Consider the following 13889-nt stretch of genomic DNA (forward strand, 5'->3'; position numbering starts at 1 on the left):
GACTACCCGACGCAGGCTGAATCGAGCACTGCCGCACGCTGAGCAATCCCTGATCGCGTTTTCTGTTTTTCCCATCCTGAAAGAGAGATGAACCCATGAACACTCGCCCTACTGTTTTGATCACTGGCGCCTCCACCGGCATTGGTGCCGTCTACGCCGATCGCTTCGCGCAACGCGGCCACGATCTGGTCCTGGTCGCCCGTGATCAGGCGCGCCTGGAGGCCCTTGCCACCCGGTTGCGCCGCGAGCACGACGTCGCCGTCGATGTGATTGCGGCTGACCTGACCCAAGCCAGCGATCTGACCACGATTGAGTCCCGTCTGCGTGATGACGCCCGGATCGGCATCCTCGTCAATAACGCCGGCGCCGCGCTGTCCGGTCAGTTCATTGACCAAAGCACCGACAAGGTTGCGCAATTGGTCGCCCTCAACACCACTGCGCTGGTGCGACTGGCCAGCGCCATCGCTCCACGCCTGGTCAAAGCCGGCGACGGCGCGATTATCAACATCGGTTCGGTGGTGGGTCTGGCGCCGGAGTTCGGTATGACGGTCTACGGTGCGACCAAGGCCTTTGTGCTGTTCCTTTCCCAAGGCCTGAGCCTGGAACTCTCGCCACAGGGCGTCTACGTGCAGGCCGTGCTGCCGGCCGCCACCCGCACGGAAATCTGGGATCGCTCCGGCGTCGACATCAACACCTTGACCGAAATCATGGAAGTGGGCGACCTGGTGGATGCCGCGCTGACCGGTTTCGATCGTCGCGAACCGGTGACCATTCCGCCCCTGCACGAAGCAGAACGCTGGGATGACCTGCAGACCGCACGGCAGGCCCTGCTGGGGCAGATCCGCCAGTCTGCAGTTGCCCAGCGCTACCAGACGCCAGAGTGATCCCCCGGTAGCGAACACCCGTACCGGATTCGATGCAGCCAACGCACAACTGGTGATTTATGAGGATGCCGGCCACGGCGGGATTTTCCAGCAGCACCTTGATTTTGTGACCAAGGCGTCGGCGTTCCTCGATGCCTGACAACGCGGCGCCGCGACCCCGCAACTACGCTCCCTGCAACCGACAAGAGCCACACCGCAATGAAAGCATTTCTGATTGATCGCTATGGCCAGAACGGCGGGCGCATTGGCGAAGCACCGGCCCCTGTGGTGGGCGCCCACGACGTCCTGATCGAGGTGCATGCCAGCAGCATCAACGTGCTGGATTCGAAGATCCGCAAAGGCGAATTCAAGCTGATCCTGCCCTACTCGTTTCCGTTGATACTGGGCAACGATCTGGCCGGCATTATCGTTGACGTGGGTTCAGCGGTGACCCGCTTCAAACCGGGAGACGAAGTTTATGCTCGCCCACCAGAAACACGGATCGGCACGTTCGCCGAATTAGTCGCCGTGAACGAAGAAGCGATTGCACTGAAACCTGCCAATACTCACATGGCACAAGCCGCGTCCATCCCTTTGGTGGCACTGACCGCCTGGCAAGTGCTGGTTGAAACCGCCCGACTGAAAAATGGCCAGAAAGTGCTCATCCATGCCGGATCCGGCGGCGTCGGCACCGTGGCCATCCAGCTCGCCAAACACCTCGGGGCCTTTGTCGCCACCACCACCAGCACCGCGAATGTCGCATGGGTAAAAGCGCTGGGGGCCGATCAGGTGATCGACTACACACAGCAGAACTTCGAAAGCGTCCTGCACGACTTCGACGTGGTATTGAACAGCCTTGGTGCCGATGTATTGGAGAAATCCCTCAAGGTGCTCAAACCCGGAGGCCAGCTAATTTCCATCTCCGGGCCACCCACTGCGCAGTTCGCCCGGGAGCAAGGGTTGTCCTGGCCTTTGCAACAAGTCATGCGCCTGCTGAGTTTCAGTATCCGGCGCAAGGCGCGCCAGCGCGACGTCAGTTACGCATTCGTCTTCATGCGGGCCAATGGCGCGCAATTGCAGCACATCACCGCGCTCATTGAGGCCGGCATCATCAAACCGGTGATTGACCGCACCTTCCCCTTCGAATCGACAGCTGAGGCGTTGCAATACGTCGAGCAGGGCCGCGCCCAGGGCAAGGTGGTGGTGACGATGAAATGACCAGACCGTGTGTTGATGAGTCAAGCGCAGAGGCCGCGCAACGATTGCCACTTCAGCCTTCGTCATCCGAAGCTACTTTGCCAGCGTTGAGTAAAAAGGATGAGCAGCTACCGGAGACGGTAGCGGTTGAAGCACCGGTGATTCTCTGGCGCAGTCTGATGCTTGAACAATAGGTTCTGACCGTTCCCGAGTCGCTGTGAGACCTACACGTCGCGGCATCAAGCAGCATGAGGAAATCTGCCGTGCCTTCGCATGAGTGGTCTGCGGGGCTGGATTCGCTCTGACGCATCATTGACTATAGCCATCGCTGGCGCTGCCGTACCGACCGTTTAGAAGGGCTCGGTTTCACCCTGTACCTGGGCGCGTAAACGAACCAAGGGCGAAAACAATGAATCGTACCGACCATGTCTGCCTGATGGCGACTTATAACGAATGGATGAACGCAAATATTTATGAAGCGGCCAAGCGCTTGTCAGATGAAGAGCTTTCACTGAATAGAAACGCATACTTTGGTTCTATTATCGGGACGCTGAACCACTTGGTGGCGGGAGACGTTATCTGGCTGCAGCGATTCGCCGGGCACCCAGCGAACTACTCGGCTCTGAAGCCGGTTCAGCAACTTCCTGCCCCGAAAAGTCTCAACCAGCTGACGTTCTCAAACATCCGCGATTTGTCGGCTCATCGGATATGGCTCGATAGAGTAATTGTGGAGTGGTCTCGCTCCATTACAGAGGCACATTTAGATGGCACCCTGAGTTACACAAGCATGGCAGGGACGCCCGCAGACAAAAGTTTCTTTGGTTTGCTCATGCATTTCTTCAACCACCAGACTCATCATCGCGGGCAAGTCTCTACCTTGCTTTCACAAGCGGGTGTCGACATCGGCAATACAGATCTGGTTCTCCTCATTCCATCCAAACCCTGAATACAGTAGAGAGTCCAGGTGCTGGATCGGGTTTCGTCGCATTGGATCGGAACTGCCAAGCAGTGCGGCCATGCAGGATGGTGTCGAGTGCCGAGTGACGGCAATCGGCCAAAAGCGGCCCTTCGCGGCCGGTTACCGTTTCGCTCCACACTCCAATATCACTCATTTAGAGAGGAAGCTTCCGCGCTGAGTCAACTGTGCCCCGCGGAAGGCGGAGATCGTCCCATTGCGGCCCTTCTAGCGCTCTACAAATCAAGGCTAATTCATTGGAGAGCGTGATTTTAGCCGGGTAGGACACTTTCCGAGTTTATAGACAATTATTCTTGTTCGGCACCATCCAGCAAAGCAGCTACGTCTAACATGAGTGTTCTAAGGGCTGCTTGGTCAACGCGCTCTAATACCTGGTCTAGTTTTGAAAAATTCATCTCGCGTCCGCGATGCCGCCCCGCCTCTCGCCTTAAATCTTGCGCCGCTGACTGACGTAGTTCTAATGAAGGACCACCTACCTTTGCCAGGGCTATTTTTAGCTTGTGCACAAAACTACCTACATCAACTTCTGGCTCACTCAAAGTTAAGCCAGCCAGACCTTGCACTCCACGCGTTAGAATTCCCCACCCAGTTTGGTGTTTCCCTCCCTTCATCGTCCACTGAAAAAGGAGGTCTTTTGCAGAATTGTAGTAATCTTCACAATCCCATTTTTTGCTATCTACGGCAGCATCAAAAAGCAACTCGGTTACAGAAAACATTGCAACAAAACGAACTGAGTCAGCGTCATCAGGAAGGAAAGAAATAGTTGAAAGTAACCAAATTGCATGTTTTTGAAGGGATTCTTTTTCATTATCATCACAGGCTGGGGCGCTGGAGACGGCTAAAAACATTTCCGACATTCCGACGGCCCATTGCAGGAGATCAGACGTGAATCCTAGCCTTTTATTAACCGCAGCGAGCAACAAATCTTTTTGCGGCGAGTAAATTTGATCCGCCCAAACCTCTATATTTCCGATAATCCTGATCGCATTTTTATCATTGATTGGCGCATTTAAGATTTCATTAACCAAAGGGAGTAATTTAGATCTAAGCGAACTCATGCTGGCGCTTGAATAGTAAGGCGCTAGGTTGCTACTGTGGATAGACGTGAGTGACGTACTTGGAACTTCGAAAAATACCAGCGCGGCGCTTTTTATCGCAGACCTTAGCTCGCTAACGGGGTAACTTATGTCGTCCTTTGCGCCAACAATCAGCTCAAAAGTTATTAATGATAGCTGATCAAAAGCGACCAGAGTAGCTGGCCTATAATCGGATTTCACCATGCCGGCGTATGAAACAAAAGCGATTTTATTTGTCAGGGATATTATTTCAGTTGAGTTTGAAAGCCTCAACATCGATCGTGCGGCTTTCCCCATAAGGCGCAACCCCTCCATAATTACGTCTGGCATATTGTGTGGAAGGACAGACTCGACAGCAGCCTCAAGGTACCCCGATGCCAAGCCTGCATGCTTCTTTGAGGTATTCCTTCCAGGGTACTTGATAACTGCATAAACTGAAATTAAAGAAGCTATTCCTTTAAGCGTATGCTCTGCCAATTGCTCATCCCCTCTCGAGAGAGCAACACGCATCATCTGCCGAAAACTTTCTAACGTAGAATTTATCAGTCCATCGGTTGATCCGGAAGTTTCGAAAAGCAAATCACTCCCAACAAAAGTCCCGCTTTTAACTGTACAGTACGCTGTATTTATCTGAATTACTCCGCGAATCGCGCTTTCTGCAACCTCATGATCGCCAACTTCAGAATAGCGTTGAGCGTAAGACATTGAGTATTGAATAGCCTGTCGTGCATGGTGATCCCAATTAAAATTTACTCGAAAATATTCAGCCTTTACGGCGTCAAACTGCACTTGACTCTCATCTAAAACCAGTTCGCGGCTCTTCTGAATATCTTGAATTATGGGGCCTAGCCTTACAAACCCTTGCTCCCACGCACGAAATTCATTGTGAACTTGCTTGGCCATTATCGAAAGCTGAGCTGTTGGACTGATCAGCAGCAGCGCACGTCGATAAGCTATAACAAAAAGGCTGAGCATTAACACTATCGCCCAAATAGCTACCACTATTGCAAAAGCGGCTCGACTAGCCGTGGGGGTTAGGGACATAGCGCCAACTGTGAGTGCGCTAATAAACGAAATTAAGAAGGCTGCAAGAAGTTTCCAATCTGAGCTAAGGCGCTTGAATAGACCGTGGGGCATGCGTTCCACATTAACCTGCATTGCAAACAAAATTAATGAAAAAGCAATGGCAGTGGCACCTAGCAAAGCACTACTTGTGCCTCCCAATAATGTTTTCAGCGATACAAAATTGTCCGGAACGGTAAAAAACCAATTAAATGTATTTTGTATAACTGGTATTGCTAGCATGCTTGCGCAAAAAGCTATAACTGCTATCAAGGTAAGTGCTTTGACGCCGTGTTGCTTTCGCCATCTAACTAAGGTGGCTTGGAAATGAAGCAGTCTAAGTGACGCTCGAGCATAAGTCAGTTTCCATCGACCAATTTTTTTCGACTTCGCCATGGTGTCTCTACGTCCTGTTCAAATTGATTAGTCTCGGCACCGATTTATCGATTCCTTTTTCCAGCAATCGTCCACAATTTCATAAGGAGACGATGGCCCCTTTTTCGAAGAGATGAATGGCCGTCCACCTGATCGATATCTGCCGCTCAAAAGCACCGCAAACTTAGGTTAAATCTGAAGCCAATACGCAGTACAGGAATTAGGCTTACATTGACAAAGATAACTCACCAAACGAAGCATTCGCTGAGGATACCGATGAGTCGATCTCTGCCCGTCCCGACAGACAGCAATCGGCCACAATAGCTGCCGCTTAGTCTACTATTCACGAAAATAAGGTCGAGTCCGGTGAGCTTACTTATGAATAAACGTATAGCTGAAGATGTAGCCACCCCATTTTGTTTGTACGGGCATTCGAACATTGCGACTCGTCCTGCCGGCGTGCGGTAGCAGTCTCCTCAAAGGCGCCATACAAGCCCTCGATACTCGTCGCATTAGGGCCTCGATCGTCTCTAGGCCCAGAACGAACCCGGCGGCGCGATCACTAACGCGCCAAAGATCGTCGGCATTGGCCGCCTGGCTGATGCGCGCCAGCAGCTTGAGTGTTTGGATCTTGAACGTCGGCGACCAGTCCAGGGCCGTTAATGTGTCATTCATGCTCACCTCCAGTTGCAGCCGTTGGGGTTCGCTGCGGTTAAACCAGAAAACAGCGTAGCGGTAGAGCAGTCCTGGCGCCAGTGGTTTCCAGGTGGGCAAAAAAAGGCCCCACACCTGGACCAGGTATGGGGGCTGTTGAATATAAATGGCGTTATTCGCAGTCCAGTCAGGTATGAACAAAAAATAAGGAGGGTTCAGAACAACTATGGCAGAATCCGCGATGTCATTTTGTAATCATGGAGTTTAGGGATGAACCGTTTTGCGCAATTTTTCGGAGTTCTGGCGACAATCGTAAGCTTTGCTGCCTCTGCCACCTCGTCCTTTCAAGTTGTTAACTATTCGGTTGTCAGTGATAAGTCTAAGCGCGATATCAAGCGAGCGGTCGAGGTTGTTCTAGACGAACGTGTGGATCAACCCACACTTGAAGCATTGGCAAATCAAATCAAAAATTCGAACCCAATGAGCTTTCAACGAACCTTCATCAGCTGGCGGATCAAAGGTGAGGATGGTGGTGGATACTGGGCCAAGACAGATTTTGACCCCACATTAAACGTTCGTTTTTTGGGAGCCACAGTCGCTGAATACAATAAACTCATGACCAGCAGCACACCATCCGAAGGAGAGGTATTTGGTAGTTGGCTGAGTAATTGGGGAACCGATTACAAAATGGTGGGTTACCGAAAAGACGGGAAAATATTTGTCCAATCCACGTTTAAAGATGGCTCGTCGGGAACCAAGGAATTTGTTTCGAAGAAGATTTCCGGACGATCTGTTCTAGTCGATGTTGAAGGAAGCGATTTCGGTGAGTTCTACCTCGTAAACGCACAGGGCGATCTTGAGTTCTGGGGTGAAAACGGAAGTTTCTATACAGCTAAAAAAAGTGATTGAAGCGCTGACGCGTTTTGTAGAACCGATGCAGGCGCAGCAGGCCAGCAGTGTGCAATCGTAAGATTAGTGATATGTAGAGAAAGGAGCCCGTTTTGCAAGATGCTGAAAAGATTTATAGGGCAACAGCCACGACTAGTCGGAAATACCCAAAACGGCTTACAGACTATATTGACACGTTAGTTAAGCGTGGCAGGCTTCTGGAGGCCAAGCACTTCTTTTTAGACCTGTGCAAATTAGGCCCGAACCATGAAAGAACAATACGACTAGGTTATACGATAGCAATCGCCACCTTTGACAATGATTGGGTTTATAAATACGACAAACTTTTAACGGACTCTGCAAAAGACAGCAACGAAGTGCACTGGTATCGTTTACGATATTATCAATCACAGAACAATATCGCAGCTTGCGAGAGTACATGTTGCGAGCTTCTTCAGAAGCAATTGAATGCCGACCAACTATCAACAATCATTGAAGTCTGCATTGGACGAAATAGTTATATAATAGCTGAGCCGCTAGCAAAATACTTATCAATGAACCACATAGCACTAACACCCCAATACAATAACTGGCTCAAGCAAGTAGTCATAACAAGACTTACACACTCTCTTCAGAGGTGCAAATGACCAGCTTTTTGATTGTGAAAATTCTGGACGATAGAAGCATTACTCTTCCTTCCACCTTTAACTATGGCAGTGTTGAGCTTCGATCTTATTCAGCTGACACTCAACTAGAAGTCAGTGCATTTGAAAAGTCCGCATCTGAAAACGGGTTGGATTTCAACAAACATAAAATATGTGCAAGGATTGCTACAATCATTGACTGTGAGACTCATAACGAAGCCATACATGCTGCTGACACCAAATTCCTTGAAGTTCTTGATTTCAAGTCTACTGAATTTTCGATATCCGCGATAAAGACTTCTCGAATCGGACTGATAAAAGACTTATCATCGGGCGAAATCACACCTATTATAAGAACCGGCTTTCAGCAGTCTCTTTCTTTTGTAATGCGTCATGAAAGCATACAAAATGTTGACACCACAGTTTATTTGCTCTCACTCAAAAACGAGCTATGCGACCGATACAGACGGTCTCTCCACTGGGCAAGAAATAGCAAAAACGAGACAAATCCTCAGCTGAAAATAATCTTTTTGTGGTTCGCCCTAGAGGCATTATTAAAAGCGGACGAAAACGATAACTGTGTAGAGAGCTACATCAGATTATTTCTAGGTTTTCCAAACGGACAACAGCAATGGATAGTAACACTCGAAACTAAAGCAAAACTAGAAAAACATACCAGATACAATCACTGGAAAAAACAACTTATTGAAGTGGTCAAAGAGATTCGAGATTTTCGGAACGACTCTGTCCATTCAGGATTCCGAAGTGTAGACTTTACAAAAGAAAAACTCGAATTGTTTAGCACGATTATGATTTATGCCGTAGGTAGGTGCCAAGCTGGCGTAATGCAAGGATTACTCAATAATTTAGAAACGCTACTCGAATTTAAAGAATACGCAGTACCGCTGTTTGAGAACAACAAAAACCTCATCAACGACATTCACAATAATGTCATTTACTCTCTAGATCACCCCATGATTTACTAAAAAAATCGCCCTTCAGTTAAATTGCGCTCTGATATGACAGGCCGTTTTTGGCCGAAAACAGTCTGTCGTGACCGGCAGAGATCGGCCCAGAGTGTGTAAAAACACTTTCGTATCTGGGATGCCTAAACCCAGCGCTCTCGGGCGAGGCGGTTTCGGCTGGAATGACGCCATCAAAACCCAGCTTTGCCAGGTTGAGTTCATCGACGAAAACGTCAACCACGCGCAGCGGATCGGTGCCGCTTGAACAACTACCACAAGACACGCCAAGGCATGTCTTGTGATTTCCGTTGGGTCGTGGGGTTTGGACAGGACCGTTAGCGGGCGCTGTCGATGATTTGGCCTCCGTCCGGCGTGAGACTGTATCCCGTCAAGAACTGCGCATCCTTGCTAGCGAGAAACAACACCACCGGCGCAATATCCTCTTCCGGTGATCCATAACGGCCAAGTACGTTAGTGGGTGCAGGCACATCGACCGCTGCTTCCCAAGTGTCAGCGACCGGCATGACATTGTTGACAGTGATCTTGTCAGCGCCCCACTCCCTGGCCGCCGAGCGAGTCAAGGCACGTACCGCCTCCTTTGCCATGTTGTAAGGCGCGTAGCCCTGCATGCCAACGACACCAGCCAGAGAAGCGAAATTGATAACCCTGCCCTCACCACTGGCTTTGAGATGGGGATAGCACGCCTGCATCGTTCGCAGATAAGCAATGGGGCCCATTTCGAAATTGCGCTGCAACTGCTCGGCTGACAGCTCGACCACCGATGAAAACACCACCGAGGGATCGAAAGCATTATTCACCAGTATGTCGATCCGCCCATAGGCAGTCATCACCTTGTCGACAGCGGCAGTAATTTGATCAGGGTCAGCGATATCGCAAACGATTCCGAGGGCGGCGCCGCCAGCGGCCTGGATATCGGCAACCACCTGATCGACATTTTCAGCCGTGCGCGAAACGACCGCGACTTTCGCACCCTGCATCGCGAAAAGTCTGGCGGTAGCTCGGCCGATACCACGACCGGCGCCGACGATAATCGCAACTTTTCCACTGAGTCGAGTCATGGCGATCTCCATTATTTGAGAGTCGTCTGGACGACCGCTGACGGCGGTGCGTACGGCGACGGATATTCGCGAACAGCGTTTTGTGTCACGAAGGAGGTGGCCAGGAGAATGAGTCCCAAGGCTGCCGGGATAGAACCTTTGGGCTTGTGAACACCCAGGTGCGCTGAAGCTGAAAGCAGCAGGTGATAAAACATGCCGGCATAAGCGAGATCACTGAGTGCTGCATTGAAGCGCCACAAAATCGCGGCGGGCCCCAGTATCTTGACCACGATCATCAAAGGCACAAGGTGGGAGGCTGAATAGCCCAACTCCGCTTGTGCGCTTCGCACATAGTCTCCTTTGGCGATGTACATCAAGGCCGAGGCCAGATAGAGCAGCGAAAGCAGGACCGTGCTAATCCAGTAAATATAATGTTCGATCATGAGGTTTTCCCAAGCAGGTATTGTTACGTCGACTTAGGGCAAATATCTCGTCTAACATGAAAACCCACAAGTAGGATGAAAAACCGGTACTTAGTATGGAAAACCAGACTAATGATGAAGAACAGATCAATATGCACGAGGAAATGCGGCGTGCATTTTCGCTACTTTCAGGCAAGTGGAAGCTAGAAATAATGTGGCTGCTAAACCAGCGGATTTATCGTTTTGGGGAACTGCGAAAGGCGATTAACGGCGTCACGCAACACATGCTGACAGCACAACTTCGGGAGCTTGAGAACGATGGCCTGATCTCGCGAACAGTCTTCGCAGAAGTGCCCCCGCGTGTTGAATATGAAATGACAGCAAAAGCACGTGCACTCGGGCCAACAATGGAGGCGCTCGCTAAATGGTGGAGCGAGTACGGCAAAAGCGTGCCGGTGAAGCCTGCCTCACGCGGCCGCAAAGTAAAAAAAACCTAGGCGGGTCAGAGACGTATTTGAGTCGAACTTTGCTCAGCCTGAAAGGCTGCAATGGGTCCAGGCTGAGCATCTCTTCGGGACGCTCAAGCAATGGATGGGGTGGGCGCCGACGCATGGGCGGTGACGAATTTATCGTTCTACTGCCGGACCAGTTGCGTGACGAGGACGCTGTACCGGTGGCCGAACGCTTGATGGCCAGCATTACCGGCCCCAACTGCCTCGTTCGATGGCGGAGCTCTACAAATTTCCGTTGTTTGAGTTGCATCGCCCTCGGCATGTCAATTCGTGCGCAGGGTTTACCGTCGGAGCAAAGGCAGGATATTGGTTGCGATAGGTATATTTTCTGTTTCCATACATTCTCGACAGAATATTAAAACCTTCGCTACCGGTATCCACTCTTACGGAATTTCTCAGTAAATGCCTGATCGTCGCGTCATAGGCACTCGCGTGCCACTCGGCAAGCCAGGCGGCGCGATGAGTGGCGCTGCAGCCAAGATCGTCGAATAACAACTGCGCCATTTCACCCGCCGGTTGTGTTTGTTCCACACCATGTCGCGCTTCAATCAAAGAAGGCAGGCTCCAATACCTCACTGCTGTCACCTGGTCGCTGCCCGCGACATCCCATGAGTAATAGAACGTTGAGAGTTGCGACTTCAGTCTGACGATGTAGTACTGGCCATCTTGCGCCGCAACCGTTGTAGCCAGGGGCTGGATGCTCAGAATGTCGATCGGTTGCATGAGTTCTTCCCGGGCCTCTCGCTCGATGACTTGTTGATCCGTCTCCCGGACATAACCCAAGGCCGTTATTCGCAGATCTCTTGCTCCGCCGACGCAGATAGGAACAGGCAGTATATAAGCGCCGGCGTTGTACTGACGCCCGACAGGAACATAGATCCCGCATCCGTTGTTGGCTTCTATCACCCCGTATACCCGGGGTGAGTTGCCCCCTTCGTAGGCCGCATCGAAGACAATTTCGCCGTTGACGTCATGGGCCTTGAACAGGCCCCATTTATTTCGGGAAAAGACGTTGGTGGGAACAGCGACCAGTGGGCACAGTCGTTGTTTCAATGCGCTGACATTGCAGAAATTCATGAGCATTTCCCGTCCTCCCTGACATGGCCGGTACAAACAGGGTAGTCAGCTTTTTCTCTATTTCAACTCCAGGTCAAGGGGCGAACAGGCTGCACTGCCATGTAAAGTCTGCTCCCGAAATCCAGTCAGGCTGTGGGAATGTGCGGTCTTGAAGCTATGACCGCAGACTCCCCCTGCATCGGCGCCACAACTTACAGATACCAGCGATACTCCCGCGCACTGATCTCTTGCATAAATGCCAGATGATCCTGCCGTTTGTTCTCGCAATACACATCGACAAACTCAGCGCCCAGCCCTCCGCGCAACTGCGCCTGAGACTGCATCGCCCTCACCGCTTCAAACATTTCTGTTGGAAAGCCGATCCCGCTGTTGCGATCTTCATTCAACGGTGCAATCGGCTCCTTGCCCGACTCCAGCCCATGCTCCAGTCCCACCAGAATCGCCGCCAACACCAGATACGGATTGGCATCTGCTCCCGCCAGTCGATACTCGATGCGCAGGTTCTTCTCGTCCGACTCGGGAATGCGCAAGCACGCATCACGGTCCTCGAACCCCCAGCTCGCTTTGGTCGCCGTGTTCACCGTACCGCCCAGACGCCGCATCGCATTCTGGTTCGGCGCGAAGATCGGCATGCTGTGCGGCAACAGTTCCAGGCATCCGGCCACCGCATGGCGTAGCGGTTGTTGTTGATTGGCCGCCAACAGATTGTTGCCCTCGGCGTCGTACAGGCTGACATGCACATGCATGCCACTGCCCGGATGCTGCAAGTACGGCTTGGCCATGAAACTGGCGCGGTAGCCGTGTTTGAGCGCGACGCCACGGGTGCTGCGGCAGAACAACGCGGCCCAGTCGGCGGCACGCAAGCCATCGTCGAGGTGGCCGAAGTTGATTTCGAACTGACCAGGGCCGAGTTCCGCGGTGATGACCGTGGCGTCGATACCTTGGGCACGCGTCGCTTCGACCATTTCATCGAGCACCGGGGCGAAGCGTGACAGGCGTTCGATGTGCATGTTCGGCTGGTCATCGGCGTCGTCGGTCAGGTCGTCGCGGGGGAATTGCGGCAGGCCGTTGCGCAAGGTCTTGTCGAACAGGTAGAACTCCAGTTCGAACGCCACCACCGGATGAATGCCTTTACGCGCCAGGCGATTGAGCACTTGCGCGAGGACTTCGCGGGGTTCGAATTCGATTGGCTTTTCGGTGCCGTCTGAGGTGATCAGCATCTGCCCCAGCGGCTGCGCTTCCCAGGTCACCGGTTTCAGTGTGCCCGGCACCAGGCGGCGCACGGCGTCCGGGTCGCCGTCGTTGAAGCAGTAGTCGCCAATCTTGAACAGGCCGCCCTGGACGCCGAGCAAAACGCAATTTTGTGGCAGTTTGAGGGCACTGCCCGCGGCAACCTTTTCGAGCATGTCCACGGGGTAACGCTTGCCGTAAAAATGCCCGGGAATGTCCAGCGAGATCAAGTCGACATAACGGACCTCGGGGTAGCGTTGGCGAAACGCCCGAACTTCGGCGAGCAGGTCAGCGCAGACAGCGTCCATCGTGTTCATCCTTTGTGGTTATCAGGTGTAGACCCAGAGCACGCGGGTCAGGTGCTCGGTGAGGTTGCCGTAACGGCAACGGGTGTGACTGTCGAATTGAAAGCTGTCGCCGGCCTTGAGCGTGACCGGGTCTTGATCGTCGCCCAGCCACAACGTCAGTTCGCCTTCGAGGACGTAACCGCCCTGCTCCGAGCTGTCGGTCAGATGGCGGTCGCCGCTGCTGGCGCCGGCCTCAAGGTGACTTTCGAGCATGGAGAATGATGCGCGGATCTGCGGCGACACCAGAATGTCGGTGATGCCGTTGGCGAAATACAACGTACGACGCTCGTCCGGCCGGGTGACCCACGGCAGTTCCTTGGGTTTGGGCAGACTGTAGAAATAGGTGGTCGGCACGCCGAAGGTTTCGCTGATCGCCGTCAGGTCCGCCACCGTCGGCCGTGACAGGCCGCGCTCGACTTGCGAAAGGAAACCCACGGAGCGGCCGATCTTGTCGGCCAGCTCCTTGAGGGTCCATTTCTTGTGCTTGCGCAGGTCGTGAATCAGGATCGCCAGCGCCGCGATTTCTTCTTGCTTGTCCATCAC

Annotated in this window: 13 protein-coding genes and 2 pseudogenes; 7 read left to right on the forward strand and 8 right to left on the reverse strand. The window is 52.4% G+C overall.

From position 1 onward, the window contains the following. The first annotated feature begins 95 nt into the window (after positions 1-95). From K5Y35_RS21875 to K5Y35_RS21885, 4 genes and pseudogenes are all read left to right on the forward strand, one after another. Complete coding sequence (locus K5Y35_RS21875; RefSeq protein WP_222832921.1) at positions 96-884, forward strand: SDR family NAD(P)-dependent oxidoreductase; 789 nt, start codon at positions 96-98, stop codon at positions 882-884. 40 nt (positions 885-924) lie between these two features. Next, positions 925-1023 (forward strand): annotated as a pseudogene (locus tag K5Y35_RS27960) (alpha/beta hydrolase); the annotation flags it as partial. Between the two features lie 59 nt (positions 1024-1082). Continuing rightward, on the forward strand, positions 1083-2081 hold the full coding sequence (locus K5Y35_RS21880) for an NADP-dependent oxidoreductase (RefSeq protein WP_222832922.1): 999 nt from the start codon (positions 1083-1085) through the stop codon (positions 2079-2081). A 388-nt stretch (positions 2082-2469) separates the two neighbouring features. After that, the gene (locus K5Y35_RS21885) at positions 2470-3006 is read left to right on the forward strand and encodes a DinB family protein (RefSeq protein ID WP_222832923.1); all 537 of its coding nucleotides are present in this window, start codon (positions 2470-2472) and stop codon (positions 3004-3006) included. A 317-nt stretch (positions 3007-3323) separates the two neighbouring features. Here K5Y35_RS21885 and K5Y35_RS21890 read toward each other — a convergent pair whose 3' ends face one another. Beyond that, positions 3324-5570, reverse strand: a complete 2247-nt coding sequence (locus tag K5Y35_RS21890; protein ID WP_222832924.1) for a hypothetical protein — start codon at positions 5568-5570, stop codon at positions 3324-3326. Between the two features lie 351 nt (positions 5571-5921). Further along, the gene (locus K5Y35_RS21895; protein ID WP_222832925.1) at positions 5922-6224 is read right to left on the reverse strand and encodes a hypothetical protein; all 303 of its coding nucleotides are present in this window, start codon (positions 6222-6224) and stop codon (positions 5922-5924) included. A gap of 249 nt (positions 6225-6473) precedes the next feature. Between K5Y35_RS21895 and K5Y35_RS21900 the strand changes: the two genes are divergently transcribed. Both K5Y35_RS21900 and K5Y35_RS21905 read left to right on the forward strand, forming a co-directional pair. Next, on the forward strand, positions 6474-7112 hold the full coding sequence (locus K5Y35_RS21900; RefSeq protein WP_222832926.1) for a hypothetical protein: 639 nt from the start codon (positions 6474-6476) through the stop codon (positions 7110-7112). Positions 7113-7734: 622 nt separating this feature from the next. Then, positions 7735-8721, forward strand: a complete 987-nt coding sequence (locus K5Y35_RS21905) for a HEPN domain-containing protein (protein WP_222832927.1) — start codon at positions 7735-7737, stop codon at positions 8719-8721. Positions 8722-8860: 139 nt separating this feature from the next. On the opposite strand, the pseudogene K5Y35_RS28320 reads toward K5Y35_RS21905, so the two are convergent. From K5Y35_RS28320 to K5Y35_RS21915, 3 genes and pseudogenes are all read right to left on the reverse strand, one after another. Further along, positions 8861-8983, reverse strand: a pseudogene (locus tag K5Y35_RS28320) (hypothetical protein); the annotation flags it as partial. A 52-nt stretch (positions 8984-9035) separates the two neighbouring features. Next, the gene (locus K5Y35_RS21910) at positions 9036-9779 is read right to left on the reverse strand and encodes an SDR family NAD(P)-dependent oxidoreductase (RefSeq protein WP_222832928.1); all 744 of its coding nucleotides are present in this window, start codon (positions 9777-9779) and stop codon (positions 9036-9038) included. A gap of 11 nt (positions 9780-9790) precedes the next feature. Next, on the reverse strand, positions 9791-10201 hold the full coding sequence (locus K5Y35_RS21915) for a DoxX family protein (RefSeq protein WP_186745302.1): 411 nt from the start codon (positions 10199-10201) through the stop codon (positions 9791-9793). A gap of 95 nt (positions 10202-10296) precedes the next feature. Between K5Y35_RS21915 and K5Y35_RS21920 the strand changes: the two genes are divergently transcribed. Next, entirely contained in the window at positions 10297-10677 is a 381-nt protein-coding gene (locus K5Y35_RS21920; protein WP_128614456.1) for a winged helix-turn-helix transcriptional regulator, read from the forward strand. 237 nt (positions 10678-10914) lie between these two features. Here the strand turns inward: K5Y35_RS21920 and K5Y35_RS21925 are convergent, their stop codons facing one another. From K5Y35_RS21925 to K5Y35_RS21935, 3 genes are all read right to left on the reverse strand, one after another. Beyond that, positions 10915-11775 carry a hypothetical protein gene (locus K5Y35_RS21925; RefSeq protein WP_222832929.1) on the reverse strand — a complete coding sequence of 287 codons (861 nt, stop codon included), beginning with the start codon at positions 11773-11775 and terminating at the stop codon, positions 10915-10917. Between the two features lie 185 nt (positions 11776-11960). Then, positions 11961-13307 carry a glutamine synthetase family protein gene (locus tag K5Y35_RS21930; RefSeq protein ID WP_222832930.1) on the reverse strand — a complete coding sequence of 449 codons (1347 nt, stop codon included), beginning with the start codon at positions 13305-13307 and terminating at the stop codon, positions 11961-11963. 21 nt (positions 13308-13328) lie between these two features. Then, positions 13329-13886, reverse strand: coding sequence for a helix-turn-helix domain-containing protein (locus K5Y35_RS21935; protein ID WP_123468651.1), 558 nt, complete (start codon positions 13884-13886; stop codon positions 13329-13331). Between the last annotated feature and the right edge of the window lie 3 nt (positions 13887-13889).

This window comes from Pseudomonas sp. SC3(2021), from assembly GCF_019856535.1.
Taxonomy (GTDB): Bacteria; Pseudomonadota; Gammaproteobacteria; order Pseudomonadales; family Pseudomonadaceae; genus Aquipseudomonas; species Aquipseudomonas monsensis.

Coding starts and splice junctions, on each gene's coding strand:
- K5Y35_RS21895 (WP_222832925.1), bottom strand. CDS start 6,224: ATGAATGACACATTAACGGCCCTGGACTGGTCGCCGACGTTCAAGATC.
- K5Y35_RS21925 (WP_222832929.1), bottom strand. CDS start 11,775: ATGCTCATGAATTTCTGCAATGTCAGCGCATTGAAACAACGACTGTGC.
- K5Y35_RS21900 (WP_222832926.1), top strand. CDS start 6,474: ATGAACCGTTTTGCGCAATTTTTCGGAGTTCTGGCGACAATCGTAAGC.
- K5Y35_RS21905 (WP_222832927.1), top strand. CDS start 7,735: ATGACCAGCTTTTTGATTGTGAAAATTCTGGACGATAGAAGCATTACT.
- K5Y35_RS21890 (WP_222832924.1), bottom strand. CDS start 5,570: ATGGCGAAGTCGAAAAAAATTGGTCGATGGAAACTGACTTATGCTCGA.
- K5Y35_RS21920 (WP_128614456.1), top strand. CDS start 10,297: ATGGAAAACCAGACTAATGATGAAGAACAGATCAATATGCACGAGGAA.
- K5Y35_RS21915 (WP_186745302.1), bottom strand. CDS start 10,201: ATGATCGAACATTATATTTACTGGATTAGCACGGTCCTGCTTTCGCTG.
- K5Y35_RS21885 (WP_222832923.1), top strand. CDS start 2,470: ATGAATCGTACCGACCATGTCTGCCTGATGGCGACTTATAACGAATGG.
- K5Y35_RS21880 (WP_222832922.1), top strand. CDS start 1,083: ATGAAAGCATTTCTGATTGATCGCTATGGCCAGAACGGCGGGCGCATT.
- K5Y35_RS21875 (WP_222832921.1), top strand. CDS start 96: ATGAACACTCGCCCTACTGTTTTGATCACTGGCGCCTCCACCGGCATT.
- K5Y35_RS21910 (WP_222832928.1), bottom strand. CDS start 9,779: ATGACTCGACTCAGTGGAAAAGTTGCGATTATCGTCGGCGCCGGTCGT.
- K5Y35_RS21930 (WP_222832930.1), bottom strand. CDS start 13,307: ATGGACGCTGTCTGCGCTGACCTGCTCGCCGAAGTTCGGGCGTTTCGC.
- K5Y35_RS21935 (WP_123468651.1), bottom strand. CDS start 13,886: ATGGACAAGCAAGAAGAAATCGCGGCGCTGGCGATCCTGATTCACGAC.